Below are 21965 nucleotides of genomic sequence, written 5' to 3'. Positions count from 1 at the left end.
GTTTGGCGCCTTACTGCAAGATGACATCAAACTGTTCCTGGGTGTACATGGGCTCCACCTGGAAACGAATCGGCTTGCCGATAAATTCTTCCAGATCGGCGACGTTGGACGACTCTTCATCCAACAAACGATCAACCACATCCTGCGATGCCAACACCAGATACTGATCATTATTATAGGCGCGTTCTTCGCGCAGAATTTCCCGAAACACTTCGTAGCACACTGTCTGAGCAGTTTTCTGGCGACCGCGACCGGCGCATACCTTGCAGGTCTCGGTCAGCATATGCTCGAGGCTTTCGCGGGTACGCTTGCGGGTCATCTCGACCAGACCCAGTTCGGATACGCCAGTGACCTTGCTCTTAGCGTGATCGCGCTCCAGGTTTTTCTCCAGCATGCGCAACACCTGACGCTGATGTTCGGTGTCTTCCATATCGATAAAATCGATGATGATTATGCCGCCCAGATTGCGCAGCCGCAGTTGCCGCACGATGGCCGTGACCGCTTCGAGGTTGGTTTTAAAAATGGTTTCTTCGAGGTTGCGATGACCGACAAAGGCGCCGGTATTAACATCCACTGTGGTCATGGCTTCGGTCTGATCGATGATCAGATAACCACCGGATTTCAGCTCCACCTTACGACCCAGCGCCCGGGCAATTTCGTCTTCGACCGAAAACATTTCGAAGATCGGCCGTTCACCTGGATAGTACTCAAACACCGGCTCCACTTCGGGCGTGTATTTACGCACAAAGTCGATCACCTTGGTGAAGGTTTCGCGCGAATCGATGCGGATTTTTTCCACATCGGCGCGCACCAGATCGCGTGCGACTTTTAAATACAAAGGTAAATCTTCGTAGATAATCGCCGGACCGGGTGTGGTGGCAATGCGTTCGTTCAAGACGCGGAAAACCCGCTTGAGATAATTCAGGTCGGATTGAATTTCCGCCTCACCAATGCCTTCCGCTGCGGTGCGTAAAATATAACCGCCCTGCTCGATTTCTTCGGCTGCTTTGGCTTTGGCAACGGCAGCCCGCAAGCGCTCGCGTTCGTCTTCGCCTTCGATGCGTTGTGACACGCCGATATGATGACTGTCCGGCATATAAACCAGATAACGCGACGGTACCGATAATTGAGTGGTCAGACGGGCACCCTTGGTGCCGATGGGATCTTTGATCACCTGAACGGTGATGGACTCACCTTCACGCACCAAAGACTGAATGGATTTCTGGCCGTCGCCATCGCCGCGAGTGGCATCGATATCGGAGGCATGAATAAAAGCCGCCCGTTCCAGATTGATATCGACAAAGGCAGCCTGCATGCCTGGCAGCACACGCACCACCTTGCCGCGATAGATATTACCGACTATGCCCCGGGTCTGTTCGCGTTCAATCATCACTTCCTGAACGGCGCCATTTTCGACCACGGCAACCCGGGTTTCCATGGGTGTCACATTGACCAGAACTTCCGAATTCATGCTTGTGTCCTTTGGTTGCGTCGGCATCGAGCCGTGACCGTCACAACCGCGCTCAGACCCGTTCCAGCGCTCCGGACCAAACCCTGATACCGCGGCTGGTCAACAATTGGGCCGTCTCGCGCAGCGGCAGACCGACAATGGCAGAATAACTGCCTTCAATACGTTTGATAAAGACCGCGCCCAGCCCTTGCACCGAATAACCCCCGGCCTTGTCCTGAGGTTCACCGCTGTCCCAATAGGCACGAATTGCCTGGGGTTGCAACTCAGCAAAGACCACACGCGACTCCACCACTTTCAGATCGACCGAATCGTGTGAAGCCACAGCCACCGAGGTAAACACCCGGTGCGAGCGGCCCGACAAACGCTCCATCATGTCGGCAAAGTCATCGTAATCGCGCGGCTTGCCGAGAATATCCTGGTCGGCGACGACGGTGGTATCTGAGCCGAGCGTCAATACCTGCGACTCACCTTTGCCAGCCAATATTTCCAGACCGGCTCGCGCCTTGGCTTCACCCAGACGCGCGACGTATTCTTCGGCGCTTTCCAGTGCCGTGGTCGTTTCATCGACCGCTATGGGCAACACTTCAAACTCAACACCCAGATCGGTCAGTAATTGTTTGCGTCTTGGTGACTGCGACGCCAAATAAAGTTTCATACAGGATTCCCGCCAGAGCGTGACTGCTATTGCACGCGGAATTGCACCTGCACCGAGCGCAACAGAATATAAATCCAGGGCCAGAAAATGGCGCTGATCACCGCCGGCAATAAATGCATGCTGGCATCAAATCCAGAGTTAAAGAAACTCTTGCACCATTGCACCAGAATTTGACTGAGCGCGATGATCATAAAGACGACCACCGCCTGCTGCAGCAGCGGATACATGCGCAAACGCAAGTGCAACACCAGCACCACATAAGCCAGTGCCGAATAGGCCAGAGCGAAGGTTCCCAGATAGGTTCCCATCACCACATCCTGCAACAGGCCTACGCAAAAACCGATAAAAACGCCGACACGTTCCGGCACGGCCAGCACCCAGAAAATCAGAAACAGCCCTACCCAGTCCGGACGACCCAGCGCAATCACATGCGGCAAGGGGACGGCGGCCAGCAAGTAGGCGATAAAAAAAGAAACAGCGATGACCCACAGCGACTGAGGTGGATTAGCACGTTGCCTCATCGGTTGATCTCCTCGCCATCTTTAAACACCAGCAAGAGGTTACGACTGCGCGCCAACGCCGCCAGCGGACGCGCCCGAATCTGGGCAAAGGCTTCGCCGGGATTGTGCTCCACCGCCTGCACTTCAGCGACCGGATAACCTTCCGGGAAGCGACTCGCCAGACCAGAGGTCATCAACAGATCACCCACCTGGATATCCGCTGTTTCCGGGACGAATTCCAATTCCAGACTTGTTAGATCGCCGGTACCTACCAAAATGGAACGCATACCATTGCGGTTTACCTGCACGGGTACCGCATGGTTGGCGTCGGCTACCAGCAAGACTCGTGATGACAGTGAATCAACCTGAATCACCTGACCAAAAAGACCGGTCGCATCGAGTACCGCCTGGCCGATATAGACGCCATCCTGGGCACCCCGGTTGATGATCACCTGGTGAGTAAAGGGGTCGGGGTCGATGCTGATCATTTCAGCGGTCAGGTAGGACGCTTCGAACCGTTCGGTGGCGCCCAACAGCGAACGCAATCGCTGATTTTCCGCCTGCAACACGGCCAGTTGTTGCACCTTTTGTTGCAGAATCAGCACCTGGCTGCGCAGCGACTGGTTATCGTCGAGCAACTCATCGCGCTCAGCAAAGGTCTGACTCGACCAGCGCACCATATCGGTCGGCAAACGAATCAGTTGCTGAACGGGAGAAACCAGATAGGAAAGACCTTGGCGGACGTAATCGAGCTGGGTAAAACGAGCGTCGAGCGTCATCAAGGTGATGGCAAAAACAACGGCCACCAGCAGGCGATAACCATGCTGGGGGCCGGCAGTGAAGAGCGCGCTGATGACAGCCTCCTAAAAACGATCAGTCAGAGGTGAAATCGAAGATGCGCTCATCCATTAGCTCCAGTGCCCGGCCACCGCCACGGGCGACACAGGTCAGCGGGTCGTCGGAAATCAACACCGGCAGGCCCGTTTCTTCGCTGAGCAATTTATCCAGATCGCGCAGCATGGCACCACCGCCGGTCAGTACCAGACCGCGTTCGGCGATATCCGACGCCAGTTCCGGCGGGGTTTGCTCCAGCGCACCTTTAACCGCAGAAACAATAGCAGAGAGACTTTCCTGCAGCGCTTCGAGCACCTCATTGGAATTGAGGGTGAAGCTGCGTGGAATACCTTCAGCCAGGTTACGACCGCGTACATCGATTTCGCGGATTTCAGTACCCGGGTAGGCGCAACCGATTTCGATCTTGATGCGCTCAGCGGTGGAATCACCAATCAGCGAGCCATAGTTGCGACGAATGTAAGCGATAATGGCTTCGTCGAAACGGTCACCACCGACGCGAACGGATTCGGCATAGACCACACCGTTCAGGGAAATAACCGCGATCTCGGTAGTACCACCGCCGATGTCCACGACCATAGAACCGCGCGCTTCTTCAACCGGCAGGCCCGCACCTATGGCAGCCGCCATCGGCTCTTCAATCAGGAAGACTTCACGAGCACCAGCGCCGTAGGCCGATTCACGAATCGCCTTGCGTTCCACCTGAGTGGATTTGCACGGTACACAAATCAGCACACGCGGGCTGGGTGCAAACCAGGAATTCTCGTGCACTTTGGAAATAAAGTGCTGCAACATTTTTTCGGTGACATGGAAGTCGGCAATAACGCCGTCTTTCAAAGGACGAATCGCCTGGATGCTACCCGGTGTACGGCCCAGCATGCGCTTGGCTTCTTCACCGACAGCGGCAACCGTTTTCTGGTTGCCGGTCATGCGCACGGCTACAACAGAGGGTTCATTAAGGACAATATCGCGATCGCGTACATAGATGAGGGTGTTGGCAGTTCCCAGGTCGATCGACAGATCGCTGGAGAACATTCCCCGAATCTTCTTAAACATGATTTGACAATTCCAGTTCCGATGGCTGCGGTGGGGGTCAAAATGACCAATTCGGGCGCCCCGAATCAGCGCCCTTTCAAAGCACTATCAACCCCACTAAACAGCCTCGCAATGTATCAATGGCGGGGATGTTGGGCAAGCTGTAAATATGATAACTTACGCGCTTTCAAATATTTAGCGTGCCTTAAGTGTGCGCGACGTCACTTCGACGACACTCCAACCCAGCCAGCCGATGTCATCCTAAGGAGACACCCATGAGCCTTGATCGTAACGAGGTTGAAATCGTGGCCCACCTGGCCCGCCTGAACGTCAGCGACGATCAAATGCCAGCCACTCTGGCCAGCCTGAACAGCATTCTGACGCTGGTGGATCGCATGCAGGAAGTCGACACTTCCGGCATTGAACCACTCGCCAATCCGCTGGACGCCACCGCCCGGTTGCGTGCAGACGAAGTTACCGAAAGCAATCAGCGCGAGGCTTATCAAAGCGTAGCGCCGAGCACCACCGACGGCCTCTATCTGGTCCCGAAAGTCATAGAGTGAGCCCCAATTGACCATGGAACAAAAAACTCTGAAACAGCTGTCGGACGGCCTGGCCGCCGGTGAATTCAGCAGCGTCGAATTGACGCGCCATTATCTGGATCGAATCGCCGCCGACAGCGATATCAATGCCTATATTACCGTTACCGAAGAGGCCGCTTTGGCCAGCGCCGCTGCCGCCGACGAGGCGCGCGCCAAAGGTAATGCTGGCACGCTGACCGGTGTACCGATTGCCCACAAAGACATCTTTTGTACTCAGGGCGTACGCACCTCCTGCGGTTCGAAAATGCTCGATAATTTTATCGCGCCTTACGAGTCCACCGTGACAGAGCGTTTTAAAGCAGCCGGTACTGTCTCTCTGGGCAAGACCAATATGGATGAATTCGCTATGGGTTCATCCACCGAAAGCTCCTTCTATGGTCCGACGCGCAACCCCTGGAATCGCGACACTGTGCCTGGTGGTTCCTCCGGCGGCTCGGCCGCGGCCGTTGCTGCCGGTTTAGCGGCGGCGGCCACCGGCACCGATACCGGCGGCTCCATTCGCCAGCCGGCCGCCTTCTGCAACCTGACGGGTTTGAAGCCGACTTACGGCCGGGTGTCGCGCTGGGGCATGATCGCCTTCGGTTCCTCGCTCGATTGCGGCGGCCCGCTGACCCGCACCGCCGAAGACGCCGCCATGATGCTCAATGTCATGGCCGGCTTCGACACCAAAGACACCACCAGCATGGATGTCGCAGTGGATGATTACTGCGCCAATCTGGACAAACCGCTCGACGGTCTGCGCATCGGTCTGCCTAAAGAATATTTTGGGGACGGCCTCAACGACGGCATTCGCGCGGCGGTCATGGCTGCGGTCAAAGAATTGGAAAGCCAGGGCGCTGTGGTTAAGGAAATTTCTCTGCCGCGCACCGAACTGTCGATTCCGGCTTATTACATCATTGCGCCGGCCGAAGCCTCGACCAACCTGTCGCGTTACGACGGCGTTCGCTACGGTCACCGCTGCGACACTCCGGTCGATCTGGAAGATATGTACAAGCGCACTCGCAGCGAAGGCTTCGGCGATGAAGTACAGCGCCGCATTCTGGTCGGTACCTATGCGCTGTCAGCGGGTTATTACGATGCCTATTACCGCAAGGCTCAGCAGCTGCGTCGCCTGATCAAGGACGACTACCAGCGCGCCTTAGAGGAAGTCGATGTCATCCTCGGCCCGACCACGCCCTCGCCTGCCTGGAAGCTGGGTGAAAAATCCGGCGACCCGGTGTCGATGTACCTGGAGGATATCTACACCCTCTCGGTCAACCTCGCCGGTTTGCCGGGTTTGGCGGTGCCCTGTGGTCAGGTCGACGGCCTGCCGGTCGGACTGCAGCTAATTGGCAACTACTTTGATGAAAGCCGGCTGTTGAACATCGGTCACCGTTTCCAGCAAGCCACCGACTGGCATACCAAAACACCGGCTTGAACTGGCTCATAACTAACGCCGTTATCCCGGATATACGCTAGGTGCATTCCGGGATGACCGGGTTGCCCAAACAAAGCGATGCATCGCCCCAGGCGCTCAACAAGACACATTCAGAGGAACCTCGAATGGAATGGGAAATCGTCATCGGACTGGAGATCCACGTACAGCTCTCCACCCAGTCCAAGATCTTTTCCGGCTCGTCCACCCGTTTCGGTGCCGAGCCCAACAGCCAGGCCAGCCTGGTCGATTTAGCCATGCCCGGCGCTTTGCCGGTGTTCAACGAAGGCGCGCTGCGTAAAGCAGTGGCTTTTGGTCTGGCCATTGATGCCGAAATCGGCAAGCGCTCAGTCTTTGATCGCAAAAACTATTTCTACCCCGATTCGCCCAAAGGCTATCAAATCACCCAGATGGATCATCCCATCGTCGGTAAGGGTGACGTCGACATTGTGCTCGACGACGGCAGCCACCGCACCATCGGTGTGACCCGCGCCCATCTGGAAGAAGATGCCGGTAAATCGCTGCACGAAGATTTCGAAGGCATGTCCGGCATCGACCTGAACCGCGCCGGCACGCCGCTGCTGGAGATCGTCTCCGAGCCGGATATGCGCAACGCCAAAGAAGCCGTGGCCTACCTGCGCAAGATTCACTCCATCGTGACCTACATCGGCATCAGCGACGGCAATATGGCCGAAGGCTCGATGCGCTGCGACGCCAACGTGTCAGTGCGCCCCAAAGGCACTACCGAGCTGGGCACGCGCACCGAGATCAAAAACGTCAACTCCTTCCGCTTTGTGGAAAAAGCCATCAACGTCGAAGTGCAGCGGCATATCGATGTACTCGAAGACGGCGGTGAAATCGTTCAGGAAACACGCCTGTACGACGCGGACAAAAATGAAACCCGGTCGATGCGCTCCAAAGAGTTCGCCAACGACTACCGCTATTTCCCCGAACCGGATCTGCTGCCGGTGGAAATCGACGATGCCTACGTTCAGGCAGTCGCCGATCAATTACCGGAACTGCCGGACGCCAAGATCGAGCGCTTCCAAAACGACTACGGCCTGTCCGACTACGACGCCACGGTACTGGCGGCCAGTCGCGCCATGGCCGACTACTTTGAGGCGGTGGTGAAAATCTGTGGCGATGCCAAACTGGCCGCCAACTGGTGTCAGGGCGAACTGGCCGCGCTGCTCAATCGCGATGAAATCGATGTTGCCGACAGCCCGGTCAGCGCCGGGCATCTGGGTCAGCTGATTCAGCGCATCCAGGACAACACCGTGTCCAACAAGCTGGCCAAGCAGGTGTTTGAAGGCATCGCCGCCGGTGAAGGCAGCGCCGATGAGGTCATCGAAAAACGCGGCCTGAAACAGGTCACCGACAGCGGTGCCATCGAAGCCATGATTGACGAAGTCATCGCCGCCAACCCTGAACAGGTTGAACAATACCGCTCTGGCAAAGATAAGGTGTTCGGCTTCTTTGTCGGCCAGGTGATGAAGGCGTCCAAAGGCCAGGCCAACCCGGGTCAGGTTAATCAGTTGTTGAAAGATAAGCTGGCGGGATAAACACGCTGGACGCTAAACGGGAGACGGGAAACGCCGGTTAGGCGTTTAGCGTCTCCCCTTGCTTTTGCGTCTTCCGTCTCCCGTCAAGCGTCTCCCGTTTTAAGCGTCTCCCGCCCCCTATAGACAGACCCAGCGCCTTCCCTTAGCCTTCAAAGTCCGATCCTTGCTGTATCGCCGATGTAGCCCAACATGAAACTGTCCCTGATTTCCCGCGTTGTAGCAGGGTTCGCCGCCCTGCTGTTGATCTTCTCCGCCATCACCCTGTACTCCATCCGCGTCGAAACCAAACTCTCGGAACATATGGAACTGGCCTCCACTCATCTGGGTGGTTTGCTGGACGATACCAATCGTCTGCGCAGCTTGCTGCAGGAAGCCAACCGTGCGGTCACAGCTCACGCCAACAGCGATGAAGCCGAGCAACGTGAGCGGCTGGAACAACAATATCTGGACATTCACGATCGCTATCAAAATCTGGCCAGTGAGTTGAATCAACGTCTCGAACGCTACCCGTCGTTGCAGCAACAACTGGCTGAACAAGCAAGCCTGGCGCACATTCTGTTCACCCAGGCCGAGCGTCACCTCGACCTGCAAAACAACCTCATTAAAGCGCGCGAAGACGCCCTGATCGAGGCCCAGCTATTCAATAACGACTGGGCCTTTTTCAGCGGCGATCTGGGTTCGTTATCGAGCCAGGCCGAAGCCCTGGGTCAATCCGGGCTGCAATGGGATCTGCAAACCATCATGCAGCAGGCGGAATCGGCGCAGTCTCTGCTGCAGCAATCACTGGCCATTTCGCGGGTTGATCGCATCAACAGCACCGAAGCCGAACTGGATATCATCCTGCAGCAACTGGATGCCAAACTGGCTTCGCTGCAGGACGATAACGCCGCTTACGCCGAAGTGATCGCGCCCTATATTGAAGTCCTGCATGGCGCCACCGAGGGTCATGGTGGTCTGTTCCAGAGCCACAAACACTTTGTGCGTTTCTCCAGCCAGGGCAACAGCCTGATTCAGGACATGGACGCCAATATGACCACCAGTCTGGGCACCCTGGATGGCATCATCGGCGGTATTCGCGAACTGACTCAACAAGCGCGTCATGACGCCGAACGCACCGCCAGCAACGCCCAGAAACTGACCTTGCTGATGCTATTCATTGCCGTCGGTTTATCGATCGCCGTGGGTGCATCGGTGGTGCGCTCCATGCGCGCGCCGTTAAAACGCACGCTGCAAACACTGGAGCGTCTGTCCGAAGGCGATCTGACCAACCGAGTGGCGCGACTGCCGAACGACGAAATCGGCCGCATCGGCGCCGGCGTCAATGCCTTGGCCGATCGCCTGAGCGAATTGATTCGCGAAATCCGCAGTTCATCGGACACCATCTCCTCATTGGCTACCGCCACCTCTGGCACCAGTGACCAAACCCGCCAGAGCGTCGAACGCCAGCAGTTACAAACCGGCTCCGTGGCTACCGCCATCACCGAAATGGAAGCCGCCGTCAGTGAAGTCGCCAGCAATGCCGAGCGTACCCGCAGCGAAGTGGAACAGGTGACCCAGGCGGCCGAAGACAGCATGGCGAGCATGGAAACCAACATCCGTTACAGTCAGGATCTGGATCGCGCTCAGCAGGAAGCCGAAGCCGTGGTCAACAGCCTCAGCGAGGAAAGCCAGCAAATTGAATCGGTGCTCGATGTGATTCAGGAAATCGCCGAACAGACCAATCTGTTGGCGCTGAATGCCGCCATCGAAGCCGCCCGCGCTGGCGAACAGGGTCGCGGATTTGCCGTCGTTGCCGAAGAAGTGCGCAGCCTGGCCAACCGTTCCGAGCAATCGGCCGGCGACATCCGCGAGATGATCGATCGGCTGCGTCAACGCGCCCAAAATGCCGTGCAAATTATGTCCAGTAACCGCGAGCTATCGCGCGATTCAGCCGAACAATCGCGGCGCACCGGCGAATCGCTGTCGGCCATGGTGCAGCGGCTCGCCGACATCAATGATATGAGCCAATCGATCGCCACCGCGTCAGAAGAACAAAGCGCCGTGGCCCGCGAAGTCACTCAAAACGTGGTGCACATTTCCGACATGGCAGACGATCTGGCCAAGACCGCCGGCGAAGCCGCCAATAACAGCGAAAAACTCACCCGCCTGGCGGGAGATCAGCGTCAGTTGATCGGCCAGTTCCGACTCAATTAATTGGTACCGTACAGCGTCAGTTGATAACCGAACGGATCAAGAATGCTGAAGGTACGCCCGAAAGGCCCGTCAAACGGCGACTGCAGAATCTCAACGCCATATTGCTCCAGCCGCTGATGCAGGCTGTCGACCTGGTTGCACTCCAACCAAAGCGCCAGACCCCAGCCCAGATGCTTGCTGTCACTGAGATCCACCGCTGCGGTGCGCAGTGCAAAGGGGATGGCGCCTTCTTGGAACACCACCGCATGAGGTGGCCCGTCATTGCTGGGCACCAGCCCCAGTTGCTCGGTGTAAAACGTCGTGGCGGCGTCGAGATCATTAACCTGCAAAGAAATAAAACCGGGGCCTAAGACTTTGGCATCGCTACTGGCTGTCATTGTTCTGTCCTCCGACTTATGACAATATAAGGAAGCTGATACAATATCAGCTTCCTTATATTAATCAATAGACACAGGAAATGGCCGTGGCCGACAACCGAATTGCCTATCTGATCAAGGGTGTGCAACAGGCCATCCGGCGCAATATGGACGACGAATTGCGCCCGCTGAACCTGTCCACGTCGCAGTATTCAACGTTGAGTGCCCTGTCGCAGTCGGATCAGTTATCCAACGCAGAACTGGCGCGCGCCTGCTTTATGACGCCGCAAAGCATGATCCAACTGATTAAAACCCTGGAACGCCAGGGCTGGATTGCGCGCCAGCCGCACCCGGATCACGGCCGCATCATCCAGACACAGCTGACCGACAGCGGCCGCACGCTGCTGCATCAGGCGCACGATCGGGTGAATAACATAGAAGGTAAGATGTTGAGTGGTCTTAATGAGGCCGAAAAGACTCAGCTGGCGCAGGCGTTGCGCCAGTGCGAAGGCAATTTGCGTTGACACGGATTAACCGATCAGAAAGCGCCAACCGGCGGCAGTAATAATGCCAGCGGCAATAGCCAAGATGGTGCGCCGGGTCGCCAGCATCACCGCTGCCGTTGCCAACAGCGCCAGGCGCGCCGCCAGATCGCCTTCCACCGCAACCGGCACCAAAATGGCGATCAGCACCGAGCCGGACATGGCGTTAATAAAGCTTTCAACGCGGCGGTTGATGGGAATAAAGGACATGACCCAGACACCACCGAAGCGGGCCACCAAGGTAACCAGCGCCATCAGGCCAATCAGTATCAGCCCACCATAACCGCCATAAGCGTCGATACCGATCATCGTTTTTCCTCCAGCCAAAACACCCCAACCAGACCGCCAGTCAGCGCTCCGACCACCACATGGGTATTGGCGGGCAACCACAAATAGGCCGCCAGAGAAGCACCACCACCGACCAGCCAGGCGGTGATCATGCGGGCATTTTTGCGGCCGCCGAGTGCCATCGACAACATAAAGCAGCCCATCACCATATCCAGACCGAAAACCTCCGGCTGGGCGATGGCGCTGCCACCGGCCATGCCTAACAAGGTACCCGTCATCCAGGTACACCAGAGTGCGATACCGCCGCCGAGCAGCAAACCCAGGTTACGGCTGTGACCGGCCTGAAATTCGTTCAGCGTCATCGCCCAGTTGGCATCCGAGAGCACCAGAATGGAGGCGTAGCGTTTGCCGACCGGCAGCTTGCGCAACCAGGGGTAGAGACTGGCACCCATCAGCAGATGACGGGCGTTGATCGCGAAGGTGGTCACCAGCAGCGTGAATACCGGCACCTGCCCTTCCCACAAATCCAAAGCCGCAAACTGAGCAGTACCCGCAAAGACGGTCATGCTCATCAGCACCGTCTCACTCGGCGACAAGCCGGTTTGTACCGCCGCCAGACCAAAGGCCAGACCGAAAGCAACGACAAACAAAGACAGCGGCAACAACCGCCAGAAACCGACCCAGGTGCCTCTCAGTGTTAATTCAGGGGTGACAAGGGTGGTCATGATCGGCTCCAGCGCTACAACGAAGGCAGGGATTTAACCAGAGCCGCCAGAGGAAACCAAGGACGGGAAACCAAGGACCGCCAAGGGGATTGGCTAAAAAAGGAAAAAAGAAGCCCGCGACAAAGGGGAAAAACGCGGGCTTGGGGAAAGGCGGCGCACCGCCTGATTGCTACTTACCGACTAACTTACGGGCAAACCGCACCACTGGATGTTGAAAAATGTTATCCAGCAACACCTGTTGCGACATCTGCCGAAGACTGTCGGCGTAGGTCGGGTACGGATGAATCACTGCTTGCAGCTTGGCGAAGTTCAGCCCCAGCGTTTTCAGCACCTGCACTTCGGCGATCAACTCGCCAGCGCGTTCAGCCAGAATGTGAGCACCCAAGACTTTGCCACGCGAGCTGGTGATCAACTTGATGCGACCACCATCGCCCGCTTTGGTCTTGGCACGGTCGAGTTTTTCGGCCATGTCGTAATGATAAACGCGGATGCTGTCGCCATATTGCTCGCGCGCTTCGGCTTCGGTTAAACCGGCGCGGGCAAATTCCGGATCGGTGAAAATCGCCCAACTGATGTGGTCATAATTGACCGAACGACGCAGCGGTAAAATGGCGTTCATGGCGGCAATCTTGCCCTGATAGTTGGCCATATGGCTGAGCAGGTAAGGCCCGGCCACATCACCACAGGCGTAGATATTTTTCGCCGTGGTGCGCAGTTGCTTGTTCAATATCAGACCGCGATCAACTTTGACTCCGGCGTTTTCCAAACCGAGGTTGTCAACATTGGCTTTGCGGCCCAAGGCAACCAGCAAACGCTGCGCCGACAGTTCCAGAGTTTCGCCGTCGCGTTCGGCAACCAGAGTGGTGCCGGCATCCGAGCGTTTCACTTCCACGGCCTTGGTGCCGACTTCAAAACGTATGCCTTCACTTTGCAGACGCTCACGCAAGGCTGCAGCAAATTCCGGTTCTTCGCGCGGAAGCACTTCCGGCGCCATCTCGACAATGGTCACCGCCACACCCAGACGATTCATCGCCTGTGCCAGCTCCATGCTGATCACACCACCGCCGAGCACCAGCAGCGACTGGGGCAACTCCTGTTGCTGGAAGACGCTTTCGTTGGTCAGGTAATCGATACTGTCGAGACCTTCAATCGGCGGCACCATGGGTCGGCTGCCGGTCGCCAGAATAAACTTGCGACCGGAGATACGCTGACCATCCACATCAATATGATGGGCATCGATAAACCGCGCCGTGCCATTCAGATAATCGGCGCCGGCTTGTTCCAATACCTCGGGTGTTTCATCCAGATAAACCCGCTCGGAAACACCACGTACCTTTTCCAGGATCGCCGCGCCATCGATAGGCACTTCGACAAATTGCCTCGCGGTATGAATCGCCTTGGCCTGATTGATCAGCGCTTTGGAGGGCACACAACCGGACCAGGTGCACTCGCCGCCGGGGCGATCTTTTTCCACCACCAGCACGCGCTTGCCAAAACCGAGGGCGGTAAAGGCGGCGGTCAGGCCGGCCGCGCCGGTGCCGATAACAATCAAATCGTAAGCTTTCATAGCCAATCAGACCTCTGCCTGAGTATAGAGTTCCGTCAGTCGTTCATAACGCTGGCGGTTCAGACCCATATCGGAATAACCGGCACGGCTGGCGGAACGGAAATGCACCTGCTGGGCTTCGCTGTCCAGGTAGAACTCAACGTCGTCGTGGAAGTGCATCTTGGCGGTGGTGAATACCACATAGAGGTAGTCGTCCTGCTCGGTCACTACTTCAGCGCCGCCATAGGCTTTGACCGCCTCAAGAATGGCAGCACGAGTGGCGGCCTGATCGGCTTTGAACGGCCAGGGGCGCACTCGGCGCTCTTCGTCATCCGCCTGGGTGGACACCGCATTGGGCTTCTTGCTCAGCGGTTTTAACTTGCCATTGTCGTGACCCAGCTCGGGCACCCTGTTGTTCTGCACTATGATGGTCAAAATGTTCAGCGCAATCAGCGCCACCAGAACCAACACTACAATCATTAGAATTTTCATCGCTTCTCTCCTTTTTGCTTGTCAGCAAGTATCTTGTGCGCAAACTTTATGCCTGAAGTCTTGACCGGTCAATACCTTGCGCGCAAAATACTTGCACACGTCTACGAATGATCTTCTATGAGCACCCGCCCGGAACAAACCCTCAGCAATCAGGTCTGCCATTCACTCTATTCGGCCACCAACGCCATGGTGCGTGCTTATCGGCCGTTGCTGGAGCCGCTGGATCTGACCTATCCGCAGTATCTGGTGATGATGGCGTTATGGGAAGCAGACGGCATTGCCGTCAAAGAACTGGTGCGGCAGACGCGTTTCGACTCGGGCAGTCTGACGCCCATTCTGAAACGGCTGGAACAGAAAGGATTTATCGAACGCAAGCGCTCGCAAAGTGATGAACGGCAAAGAGTCATTCAGCTGACCAGGGCCGGTCGCGCTAAACAACGTGAAGCCCAAAAAGTCCCGGAGCTGTTTTATTGCCGCAGTGGTATGACGCCGGAACAGGCGATGACCATCAAAGAACTGACCGAAACGCTCTATCAGCATCTGGCCATTTTGGAACCGGTGGAGAGCTAGAAAAACAGCGGCACCAGACGATGGCAATCGCCTGGCACCGCGTCTCAATCAGGCCGCGCGCTTACCGAGCAGGCTGCGATACAGCTGGGTATCACCCACGACTTTGACGTCGCCGGCGTCTTCCACCAGTACCGCACAGCCGGTGCAATAACGTACTTCCATGATGTCGCGGAAACGGCACTGACCACTGACGCGGGTCGGTACCGCCGCCAGCGAATCAATGGCATCGCCTTCGCGCCAGCTCTGCACCTCGACCGCATCGCTGCCGCGATAGACTTTGTTGTCACTCGGATCAAACCAGCAACCCTGGCGTTCGTCGATGCAGTAGCGGCCGTTTTCCTGGCGATGTTCAGCCAGCGGTTGCGCCACATCACGACCGCGCAACACATGCAGCGGGTTGGTGTGAGCGACAAAATCCTCGACGTATTGGTCAGCCGGATTGAGCACGATTTCCTGGGGTTTGCCCTGCTGCACAATAACGCCGTCTTTCATGATGGCGATGTTGTTACCCAGCTTGAGCGCCTCGTCCAGATCGTGGCTGACGAAGATGATGGTTTTCTGCAGTTTTTCCTGCAGCACCAGCAACTCATCCTGCAATTGCTGACGGATCAGCGGGTCGAGTGCCGAGAACGGCTCGTCCATCAACAGAATGTCAGATTCGGTCGCCAAGGCGCGTGCCAAACCGACACGCTGTTGCATACCGCCCGACAGCGCGCTGGGTTTGTGGTCGCGCCAGCCGGTCAGGCCAACCAGTTCCAACTGTTCGTCGACGCGACGCTTAATCTCGTCCTTCGACAGCTTTTGCACATCCAGCGCAAAGGCGACGTTTTCCGCCACCGTTAACCAGGGCATCAGCGCAAAACGCTGGAACACCATAGCAATGCGCTTCATGCAGAAGTCGCGCTGAGTGGTTTCATCGGCGTTGGTAAAATCCACCTGCTGACCATCGCCCTGGTCAATCAACACCTGGCCCCGGGTGACGGTATTCAAACCATTCACACAGCGCAGCAAGCTCGATTTACCCGAGCCGGACAAACCCATCAGCACACAGATTTCGCCCTTTTCAACGCGCAGATTGACGTTGTGTACACCCAGCACCAGACCGGTTTCCTGTTGTAGACGAGCGCGGTCATAGCCGTCGTCAATCAGTGGCAGACCACGCTGCGGGCGCTTACCGAAAATCAGATCAACGTTCTTGAACTCAATCATGCGCTGGCTCCTTCACGTTGTTTGAACAGACGGTCGAGCAAGATGGCAACCAGCACGATCGCCAGGCCGGCTTCAAAACCGCGTGCGATATCGACCGTATTCAGCGCGCGCACGACAGGCTTACCCAGACCATCGGCGCCGACCAAGGCGGCAATCACCACCATGGACAGCGACAACATGATGCACTGGGTAATGCCCGCCGCTATGCTCGATGCGGCCGCTGGCAATTCAATGCGCCACAGCAGTTGGCGGTTGGAGCAGCCAAAAGATTTACCGGCTTCAACCAGCTCGGTCGGCACCTGGGAAATACCCAGACAGGTCAGCCGAATGGGCGCGGCGATGGAGAAAATAATGGTCGCCACCAGACCCGGCACCACCCCCAGACCGAACAGCGTCAAGGTCGGAATCAGATAGACGAAGGTGGGTACCGTCTGCATCAAATCGAGAATGGGCCGCAAGACGGTGTAGAGCCAGCCGCGGTGCGCCGCAGCAATGCCGATCGGTACGCCGATCAAGACACAGATAAAGGTCGCCCAGACCACCATAACCAGCGTCTGCAGAGTGTCTTCCCAGTAGCCCAGATTCCACACCAGCAAAAATGAAAAGATGGCAAAAACCGTTAAGCCGATGTTGCGTCGCAGCCAGTAAATCAAGGCCGCGCTGATGACAATAAAGGCCCAGGGCGGGAACCAGAGTAATGCATCGGTGACGCCTTCGATCATCCATTCCAGAGCAATCGACACGCCATCGAAAAACCAGGCACCGGAATCAACCAGCCAATCGAAAAAGCTTTCGATGACCGGTCCCAGTGGAATCTTGTAGTTATCCATAAGTCAGTGTCTCATTGTGAGGCCCGCGCACGGGCGGGCCTCGTCTGGTGACAGATCAAAGCGCGGACTTGACCGCGTCCAGCGCAGGTTCGCCGTCCAAAGTGGTCACACCATCCAACCAGGCATCGAGGACGTCCGGGTTGTTACTCAGCCACTGCTCAGCGGCGGCTTCCGGCTGCATGCCTTCGTCCAGAATCAGCGCCATCACTTCGTTTTCGGCCGCCAGGGTGAACTTGAGGTTGTTCAGCAGTGTGCCGACGTTGGCGCACTCATCGACATAACCGGCGCGAGTGTTGGTGTAGATGGTGGCACCGCCGTAATCCGGGCCGAAGTAATCATCGCCACCAGACAGATAAGCCAGATCAAAGTTGGCGTTCATCGGATGCGGTTCCCAACCCAGGAAAACGATCCACTCGTCACGGTTAACGGCGCGGCCAACCTGAGCCAGCATGCCGGCTTCACTGGAAGCGACCAGTTCGAAGTCTTCCAAGCCAAAGGCGTCGGTATCGATCATGTCCTGGATCAGGCGGTTGCCATCGTTACCCGGCTCGATGCCATAGATGCGCTCTTCGAATTCATCAGCATGAGTGGCGATATCGGCGAAGCTGGTGACACCGGCATCGGCAACATACTGGGGTACTGCCAGGGTGTACTTGGCGCCTTCGAGGTTCACGCCGACGATATCGACGGTACCGGCTTCACGATAAGCGGCGATGTCGCCTTCCATGGTCGGCATCCAGTTGCCCAGGAAGATGTCGATTTCGCCGTTGGCCAGCGAACGGTAAGTCACCGGCACCGACAGCAGTTCGCTTTCGGTTTCATAACCCATGCGCTCCAGCACCGCAGAAGTCAGAGCGGTGGTGGCGGTAATGTCGGTCCAGCCAACGTCGGCAAAGCGTACGGTTTCACATTGTTCGGCGGCGTGAGCCAAAGTGGCAGCACTGCCGGCGACCAGGGCGGCCGCCATCATCGATTGCACTTTCATGGTCTCGTCCTCTTCGGGTTTGTGTCGTTTAAGGCGGGCTCTGCGGCCCGCTGGTTGCCGGGAATCGGCAATTTGTTATCAGGCCGCTGTTTGGCGGCCCGTCTTGCTTACACTGTATTGATTAACGTTGTTTGGTCTGCCACTGCGGGTGTTCCCAAACCGGCGCCGTAGAACGCGGCAGCATTTCGCGACCGCGAATATGGTCGGCGCATTTTTCCGCCAGCATGATGGTCGGCGCATTGAGGTTGCCGCTGACCAGCGACGGCATGATGGAGGCATCCACCACGCGCAGATTGTTAACGCCATAGACGCGCGCTTCGCTGTCGACCACCGCCATCGGATCGTCGGCCGCGCCCATCTTGCAGGTGCAGGACGGGTGGTAGGCGCTGTCGGCGTTCTGGCGTACCCAGGCATCGATCTCTGCATCGGTCTGAACATCCGGGCCCGGCTCCAGTTCCTCGCCACGAAATTCCTTGAACGCATCCTGCGCCATGATTTCACGGGTCAGCTTGACGCACTGACGCATTTCCCAGACGTCACGGTCGGTGGACAACAAATTCGGCTGAATGATTGGATGCTCGTTCGGATTAGCCGAGCGCAGTTTCAGATAACCGCGACTGGTCTGACGCATCGGTCCAACGTGGCACTGATAGGCGTGCAACTGCGGCGGTGTGCGACCGTGGTCGATCACCTGCGAGGGCAGGAAGTGATATTGAATATCCGGGTGACGCACGCCGGCCTCAGAGCGAATAAAACCACCGGCTTCCAAGTGAGTGGTGCGGCAAGCGCCCTTGTCGTGGTTCAAAAACCAGGTGATGCCGGCGAAGGTCATATGCGGCTGGGTCTGGTATTTGTACAGCGTGATCGGCTGGGAGCATTTTTGCTGGACGTACAGCTCAAGATGATCCTGCAGGTTCTGGCCCACACCCGGGCGATGCGCAACGACATCGATGCCCATTTCTTTGAGGTGATTTTCATCACCAATACCGGAGAGCATCAGCAACTGAGGTGAGTTAATGGCACCACCGCTGGCGATCACTTCTTTGTTGGCTTTAACGCGAACAGTGCGACCTTTTTGAATGTACTCGACGCCGACAGCGGTATCGCCGTCGAACAAAATGCGCTGCACCATGGCGCCGGTTTCGGCGGTCAGGTTGGGACGGTCCAGCACCGGACGCAGATAAGCCTGAGCGGTATTCCAGCGCTTGCCTTTCTTGATGGTCATGTCCATCACGCCCACGCCTTCCTGCTGGTAACCATTCATATCTTCGGTGAACGGATAACCCGCCTGCTGGCCGGCTTCGATAAAGGCATCGAACAGGGGGTTGGGGAAATCGCCGGTGTGGACGTTGAGCGGGCCGTCGCTGCCGCGGTAGTCATCACCACCTTTTTCGCGCGTTTCCGCCTTGCGGAAATAAGGCAACACATCGGCGTATGACCAGCCAGTGGCACCCTCTTCCTGCCAGCGGTCGTAGTCGAAGGCATGACCGCGCACATAGACCATGGCATTCAATGACGAACCACCACCCCAGACTTTACCGCGCGGCCAATACAGCTTGCGGCCGTCCATATGTTGCTGAGGTTCGGTGTGGTAGTACCAGTTGTATTTATCGTCGACCAGGTTGTACATCAACGCAGCCGGCATATGGATTTTCCAGGTGTCGTCCTTACGGCCGGCTTCCAGAACCAGCACCTGACGATCGCTGTCTTCGGACAGTCGGTTAGCCAGCACGCAACCGGCTGAACCGGTGCCGATGATGATGTAGTCGTATTCAGTATCGAAGCGGTACGCCATGGTCTTGCTCACTTCTTATGGTTAATTGAAGTTGGTTTAAAACAGCCGGATTAAAACGGCGCGTCGATCTTGCCCATGCCGACATAAACAGCCTTGGTCTGGGTGTACTGCGCCAGCGTTTCGATGCCGTTTTCGCGACCCACGCCAGACTGTTTGTACCCACCCACCGGCATTTCCGCCGGCGAATCACCCCAGGCATTGATCCAGCAAATACCGGCCTGCATCTGGGCGATCACCCGATGCGCGGTTTGAATATCCTGAGTGAAAACACCGGCCGCCAGGCCATAGTGGGTATCGTTGGCGCGTTCGATGACTTCGGCCTCATCGCTGAAACGCAGAATCGACATCACCGGGCCGAAAATTTCTTCGCGCACTTGCGGCATGTCATCGCTGCAGTCGGCAAACACCGTTGGCTGTACAAAGAAACCGCCCTCACAACCTTCCGGTTGCACCGGTTGACCACCGGTGACCAAACGCGCACCGCTGGCTTTGCCGGCTTCGATAAAACCCAGCACCTTGCGCTGGTGTTCACGCGAGATCAGCGCGCCGATATTGGTGTCCGGATGCATCGGATCACCGATCACCACATTGCGTTCGGTACGCTCTTTAACGCGTTCAACAAAGACGTCGTAAATGCTGTCGTGAACGAAGACACGCGTGCCGTTGGTGCACACCTCGCCCTGGGTGTAGAAGTTGGCGAGCAAGGCACCGCCGACGGCGTTGTCCAAATCGGCATCGGCGAAAACGATCAGCGGCGACTTACCACCCAACTCCATAGTGACGTCTTTGAGCGAGCTGGCCGACGCTGCCATCACCTTCTTGCCGGTACCGACTTCGCCGGTGAACGACACCTTGGCGATATCCGGATGACCGGTCAGCGCCTGGCCGACGCGAGCATCACCCTGCACCACATTGAACACGCCGGCCGGCATGCCGGCTTCGATAAAAATTTCCGCCAGCTTGGCGGCGCCCATGGGCGTTTCTTCCGACGGTTTAAACACCTGGGCATTACCGCAAGCCAGCGCCGGGCCGGCCTTCCAGCAAGCAATCTGCAAGGGATAGTTCCACGCGCCGATGCCGGCACAAACGCCCAGCGGCTCGCGTCGGGTGTAATAAAAATCCTGACCCAGTGATTGCTGCACGCCTTCGATGGCCGGCGCCAGACCGGCGTAATATTCGATCACGTCAGCGCCGGTCACGACGTCAACGACACTCGCTTCCTGCCAGGGTTTACCGGTGTCGAGCACTTCGACCTTAGCCAGCTCATCGTTGCGTTCGCGCAGCAGCGCCACGGCTTTATGCAGAATGCGCGCGCGTTCCACGGCGCTCATCGCCGACCAGGTGGCAAAGCCTTGCTGAGCACTGCGTACCGCCTTGTCGACCGTCTCGGCATCGGCCATTTCCACTTCATAAATAGCCTCGCCGGTGGCCGGGTTCAGCACCTCAAAGGTCTCGCCGTCACCCGGCGCCAGGTATTCGCCGTGGATGAAAGAGGTCAGTCTCGGCAAGCTCATTAAGCAGTCTCCGTATGATTCGAGTGTTGTTTAGCAACGGCGATCAACAGTTCGGTCTGGTGTCGGCACAGGGCGATACAGCGGTCGGCCTGAATGCCGTCCGGAGATAGAGCGCCGCGCAACCAGAGGCCATCGATCAAGGCCGCCAGGGTTCCGGCGGCCTGGTTCGGCGCCGGATGATTCAGTTGTTTAAAGCTGTAATGCAGGTTCGAATGCAGCCGCTTTTCGTTGATGCGCTGCAAGCGTGCAAAGGTCGGTTCGTGCATGGCACTGGACCAGAACGCCAACCAGGTTTTGGCCGACAGTGAATCCGTTTGGGTCTTGGAAAAGTTGGTCTCGATAATGGCGTCGATGCGTTGCTCTGCCGTTGGGTTTGCCGGCAAACGACCGATCAGATCCAACTTCAGTTGCTGCAACAATTCGCGCATCGTCGCTTCCAACAAACCCAGCTTATTGCCGAAATAGTGCGCAATGATGCCGGCCGAAACGCCCGCCCGCTTGGCGATGCTCTGTACCGTCGTCGCCGCAAAACCCGACTCACCAATGCAGGCACGAGTGGCATCGATTAACTGCTGACGGCGGATGGGCTCCATTCCGACTTTGGGCATTGGGTTTCCTTTTTGGAAACGGGAGACGCTGGACGCACGCTTCGCTGACGGTAGACGCTGGTTACAGCCACTAACAAGCGTCGTGTGTCTTCCGTCCAGCGTCTCCCATTTTTCTTAATTGACCGTTCAATAAAAAACACCCTAAAGCATTGAACCCTAAACTTCAACTTCCAGAAGCGACACATCGCTATGACTGAAAACGACGCCATGGCGCTATATCA

Annotated in this window: 22 protein-coding genes; 6 read left to right on the top strand and 16 right to left on the bottom strand. The window is 57.0% G+C overall.

Annotated features, from left to right (window positions below; all coding sequences use genetic code 11):
• Positions 1-10: 10 nt before the first annotated feature.
• The 5 genes from rng to ACXAE6_RS12210 are packed head-to-tail and all read right to left on the bottom strand — an operon-like array spanning position 11 to position 4534.
• The gene (gene rng / locus ACXAE6_RS12230; protein WP_475148286.1) at positions 11-1471 is read right to left on the bottom strand and encodes a ribonuclease G; all 1461 of its coding nucleotides are present in this window, start codon (positions 1469-1471) and stop codon (positions 11-13) included.
• A gap of 52 nt (positions 1472-1523) precedes the next feature.
• Complete coding sequence (locus ACXAE6_RS12225) at positions 1524-2126, bottom strand: Maf family protein (protein ID WP_475148281.1); 603 nt, start codon at positions 2124-2126, stop codon at positions 1524-1526.
• Between the two features lie 26 nt (positions 2127-2152).
• Positions 2153-2647 (bottom strand): rod shape-determining protein MreD, encoded by a 495-nt coding sequence (gene mreD / locus ACXAE6_RS12220; RefSeq protein WP_392802680.1) that lies wholly within the window; start codon positions 2645-2647, stop codon positions 2153-2155.
• Positions 2644-3480, bottom strand: coding sequence for a rod shape-determining protein MreC (gene mreC, locus ACXAE6_RS12215; protein ID WP_475151744.1), 837 nt, complete (start codon positions 3478-3480; stop codon positions 2644-2646). The genes mreD and mreC overlap by 4 nt, the downstream gene beginning before the upstream one ends.
• A 19-nt stretch (positions 3481-3499) precedes the next feature.
• Entirely contained in the window at positions 3500-4534 is a 1035-nt protein-coding gene (locus tag ACXAE6_RS12210) for a rod shape-determining protein (RefSeq protein ID WP_108165728.1), read from the bottom strand.
• A gap of 254 nt (positions 4535-4788) precedes the next feature.
• On the opposite strand from ACXAE6_RS12210, the gene gatC reads away from it, so the two are divergent.
• From gatC to ACXAE6_RS12190, 4 genes are all read left to right on the top strand, one after another.
• Positions 4789-5076 (top strand): Asp-tRNA(Asn)/Glu-tRNA(Gln) amidotransferase subunit GatC, encoded by a 288-nt coding sequence (gene gatC / locus ACXAE6_RS12205; protein ID WP_475148276.1) that lies wholly within the window; start codon positions 4789-4791, stop codon positions 5074-5076.
• A 13-nt stretch (positions 5077-5089) separates the two neighbouring features.
• Positions 5090-6532 carry an Asp-tRNA(Asn)/Glu-tRNA(Gln) amidotransferase subunit GatA gene (gene gatA, locus ACXAE6_RS12200; protein ID WP_475148273.1) on the top strand — a complete coding sequence of 481 codons (1443 nt, stop codon included), beginning with the start codon at positions 5090-5092 and terminating at the stop codon, positions 6530-6532.
• Between the two features lie 125 nt (positions 6533-6657).
• On the top strand, positions 6658-8091 hold the full coding sequence (gatB, locus tag ACXAE6_RS12195; RefSeq protein ID WP_475148270.1) for an Asp-tRNA(Asn)/Glu-tRNA(Gln) amidotransferase subunit GatB: 1434 nt from the start codon (positions 6658-6660) through the stop codon (positions 8089-8091).
• Between the two features lie 189 nt (positions 8092-8280).
• The gene (locus ACXAE6_RS12190; protein WP_475148266.1) at positions 8281-10284 is read left to right on the top strand and encodes a methyl-accepting chemotaxis protein; all 2004 of its coding nucleotides are present in this window, start codon (positions 8281-8283) and stop codon (positions 10282-10284) included.
• Here ACXAE6_RS12190 and ACXAE6_RS12185 read toward each other — a convergent pair.
• Positions 10281-10661 (bottom strand): VOC family protein, encoded by a 381-nt coding sequence (locus tag ACXAE6_RS12185; RefSeq protein ID WP_475148263.1) that lies wholly within the window; start codon positions 10659-10661, stop codon positions 10281-10283. The genes ACXAE6_RS12190 and ACXAE6_RS12185 overlap by 4 nt on opposite strands.
• Before the next feature lie 86 nt (positions 10662-10747).
• Between ACXAE6_RS12185 and ACXAE6_RS12180 the strand changes: the two genes are divergently transcribed.
• Positions 10748-11164, top strand: coding sequence for a MarR family winged helix-turn-helix transcriptional regulator (locus ACXAE6_RS12180; RefSeq protein WP_475148260.1), 417 nt, complete (start codon positions 10748-10750; stop codon positions 11162-11164).
• 6 nt (positions 11165-11170) lie between these two features.
• On the opposite strand, the gene ACXAE6_RS12175 is transcribed toward ACXAE6_RS12180, so the two are convergent.
• The 4 genes from ACXAE6_RS12175 to ACXAE6_RS12160 all read right to left on the bottom strand — a co-directional run bounded on the left by ACXAE6_RS12175 (position 11171) and on the right by ACXAE6_RS12160 (position 14233).
• A complete protein-coding gene (locus ACXAE6_RS12175) occupies positions 11171-11491 on the bottom strand; it encodes an AzlD family protein (protein ID WP_475148256.1) in 321 nt (106 codons plus the stop codon).
• Positions 11488-12195, bottom strand: coding sequence for an AzlC family ABC transporter permease (locus tag ACXAE6_RS12170; RefSeq protein ID WP_475148251.1), 708 nt, complete (start codon positions 12193-12195; stop codon positions 11488-11490). The genes ACXAE6_RS12175 and ACXAE6_RS12170 overlap by 4 nt, the downstream gene beginning before the upstream one ends.
• 169 nt (positions 12196-12364) lie before the next feature.
• Positions 12365-13762, bottom strand: coding sequence for a dihydrolipoyl dehydrogenase family protein (locus tag ACXAE6_RS12165; RefSeq protein ID WP_475148248.1), 1398 nt, complete (start codon positions 13760-13762; stop codon positions 12365-12367).
• 6 nt (positions 13763-13768) lie between these two features.
• Complete coding sequence (locus ACXAE6_RS12160; RefSeq protein ID WP_475148246.1) at positions 13769-14233, bottom strand: DUF1499 domain-containing protein; 465 nt, start codon at positions 14231-14233, stop codon at positions 13769-13771.
• Between the two features lie 117 nt (positions 14234-14350).
• On the opposite strand from ACXAE6_RS12160, the gene ACXAE6_RS12155 reads away from it, so the two are divergent.
• Positions 14351-14803 carry a MarR family winged helix-turn-helix transcriptional regulator gene (locus ACXAE6_RS12155; protein ID WP_475148244.1) on the top strand — a complete coding sequence of 151 codons (453 nt, stop codon included), beginning with the start codon at positions 14351-14353 and terminating at the stop codon, positions 14801-14803.
• A gap of 48 nt (positions 14804-14851) precedes the next feature.
• Here the strand turns inward: ACXAE6_RS12155 and choV are convergent, their stop codons facing one another.
• From choV to betI, 6 genes are all read right to left on the bottom strand, one after another.
• Positions 14852-16012, bottom strand: coding sequence for a choline ABC transporter ATP-binding protein (choV, locus tag ACXAE6_RS12150; protein WP_475148242.1), 1161 nt, complete (start codon positions 16010-16012; stop codon positions 14852-14854).
• Entirely contained in the window at positions 16009-16842 is an 834-nt protein-coding gene (gene choW, locus ACXAE6_RS12145; protein WP_475148240.1) for a choline ABC transporter permease subunit, read from the bottom strand. The genes choV and choW overlap by 4 nt, the downstream gene beginning before the upstream one ends.
• A 55-nt stretch (positions 16843-16897) precedes the next feature.
• A complete protein-coding gene (locus ACXAE6_RS12140; protein WP_475148237.1) occupies positions 16898-17827 on the bottom strand; it encodes a choline ABC transporter substrate-binding protein in 930 nt (309 codons plus the stop codon).
• Between the two features lie 121 nt (positions 17828-17948).
• A complete protein-coding gene (gene betA / locus ACXAE6_RS12135) occupies positions 17949-19622 on the bottom strand; it encodes a choline dehydrogenase (protein WP_475148235.1) in 1674 nt (557 codons plus the stop codon).
• Between the two features lie 50 nt (positions 19623-19672).
• Positions 19673-21136, bottom strand: a complete 1464-nt coding sequence (gene betB, locus ACXAE6_RS12130) for a betaine-aldehyde dehydrogenase (RefSeq protein ID WP_475148233.1) — start codon at positions 21134-21136, stop codon at positions 19673-19675.
• On the bottom strand, positions 21136-21744 hold the full coding sequence (gene betI, locus ACXAE6_RS12125) for a transcriptional regulator BetI (RefSeq protein ID WP_475148229.1): 609 nt from the start codon (positions 21742-21744) through the stop codon (positions 21136-21138). Before betI ends, betB begins: the two co-directional genes overlap by 1 nt.
• Between the last annotated feature and the right edge of the window lie 221 nt (positions 21745-21965).

Source organism: Saccharospirillum sp. ABV4_185, from assembly GCF_056159245.1.
The sequence above is the reverse complement of the archived record's forward strand: the minus strand, read 5'-3'. Positions and strand labels throughout refer to the sequence as shown.

Excerpts from the sequence above, each read along its gene's own strand:
- ACXAE6_RS12140 (WP_475148237.1), bottom strand. The coding sequence starts at position 17,827 with ATGAAAGTGCAATCGATGATGGCGGCCGCCCTGGTCGCCGGCAGTGCT.
- ACXAE6_RS12175 (WP_475148256.1), bottom strand. The coding sequence starts at position 11,491 with ATGATCGGTATCGACGCTTATGGCGGTTATGGTGGGCTGATACTGATT.
- ACXAE6_RS12165 (WP_475148248.1), bottom strand. The coding sequence starts at position 13,762 with ATGAAAGCTTACGATTTGATTGTTATCGGCACCGGCGCGGCCGGCCTG.
- ACXAE6_RS12160 (WP_475148246.1), bottom strand. The coding sequence starts at position 14,233 with ATGAAAATTCTAATGATTGTAGTGTTGGTTCTGGTGGCGCTGATTGCG.
- ACXAE6_RS12185 (WP_475148263.1), bottom strand. The coding sequence starts at position 10,661 with ATGACAGCCAGTAGCGATGCCAAAGTCTTAGGCCCCGGTTTTATTTCT.
- choW (WP_475148240.1), bottom strand. The coding sequence starts at position 16,842 with ATGGATAACTACAAGATTCCACTGGGACCGGTCATCGAAAGCTTTTTC.
- mreD (WP_392802680.1), bottom strand. The coding sequence starts at position 2,647 with ATGAGGCAACGTGCTAATCCACCTCAGTCGCTGTGGGTCATCGCTGTT.
- choV (WP_475148242.1), bottom strand. The coding sequence starts at position 16,012 with ATGATTGAGTTCAAGAACGTTGATCTGATTTTCGGTAAGCGCCCGCAG.
- rng (WP_475148286.1), bottom strand. The coding sequence starts at position 1,471 with ATGAATTCGGAAGTTCTGGTCAATGTGACACCCATGGAAACCCGGGTT.
- betA (WP_475148235.1), bottom strand. The coding sequence starts at position 19,622 with ATGGCGTACCGCTTCGATACTGAATACGACTACATCATCATCGGCACC.
- ACXAE6_RS12170 (WP_475148251.1), bottom strand. The coding sequence starts at position 12,195 with ATGACCACCCTTGTCACCCCTGAATTAACACTGAGAGGCACCTGGGTC.
- gatC (WP_475148276.1), top strand. The coding sequence starts at position 4,789 with ATGAGCCTTGATCGTAACGAGGTTGAAATCGTGGCCCACCTGGCCCGC.
- ACXAE6_RS12155 (WP_475148244.1), top strand. The coding sequence starts at position 14,351 with ATGAGCACCCGCCCGGAACAAACCCTCAGCAATCAGGTCTGCCATTCA.
- gatB (WP_475148270.1), top strand. The coding sequence starts at position 6,658 with ATGGAATGGGAAATCGTCATCGGACTGGAGATCCACGTACAGCTCTCC.
- ACXAE6_RS12190 (WP_475148266.1), top strand. The coding sequence starts at position 8,281 with ATGAAACTGTCCCTGATTTCCCGCGTTGTAGCAGGGTTCGCCGCCCTG.
- ACXAE6_RS12225 (WP_475148281.1), bottom strand. The coding sequence starts at position 2,126 with ATGAAACTTTATTTGGCGTCGCAGTCACCAAGACGCAAACAATTACTG.
- gatA (WP_475148273.1), top strand. The coding sequence starts at position 5,090 with ATGGAACAAAAAACTCTGAAACAGCTGTCGGACGGCCTGGCCGCCGGT.
- betB (WP_475148233.1), bottom strand. The coding sequence starts at position 21,136 with ATGAGCTTGCCGAGACTGACCTCTTTCATCCACGGCGAATACCTGGCG.
- ACXAE6_RS12210 (WP_108165728.1), bottom strand. The coding sequence starts at position 4,534 with ATGTTTAAGAAGATTCGGGGAATGTTCTCCAGCGATCTGTCGATCGAC.
- betI (WP_475148229.1), bottom strand. The coding sequence starts at position 21,744 with ATGCCCAAAGTCGGAATGGAGCCCATCCGCCGTCAGCAGTTAATCGAT.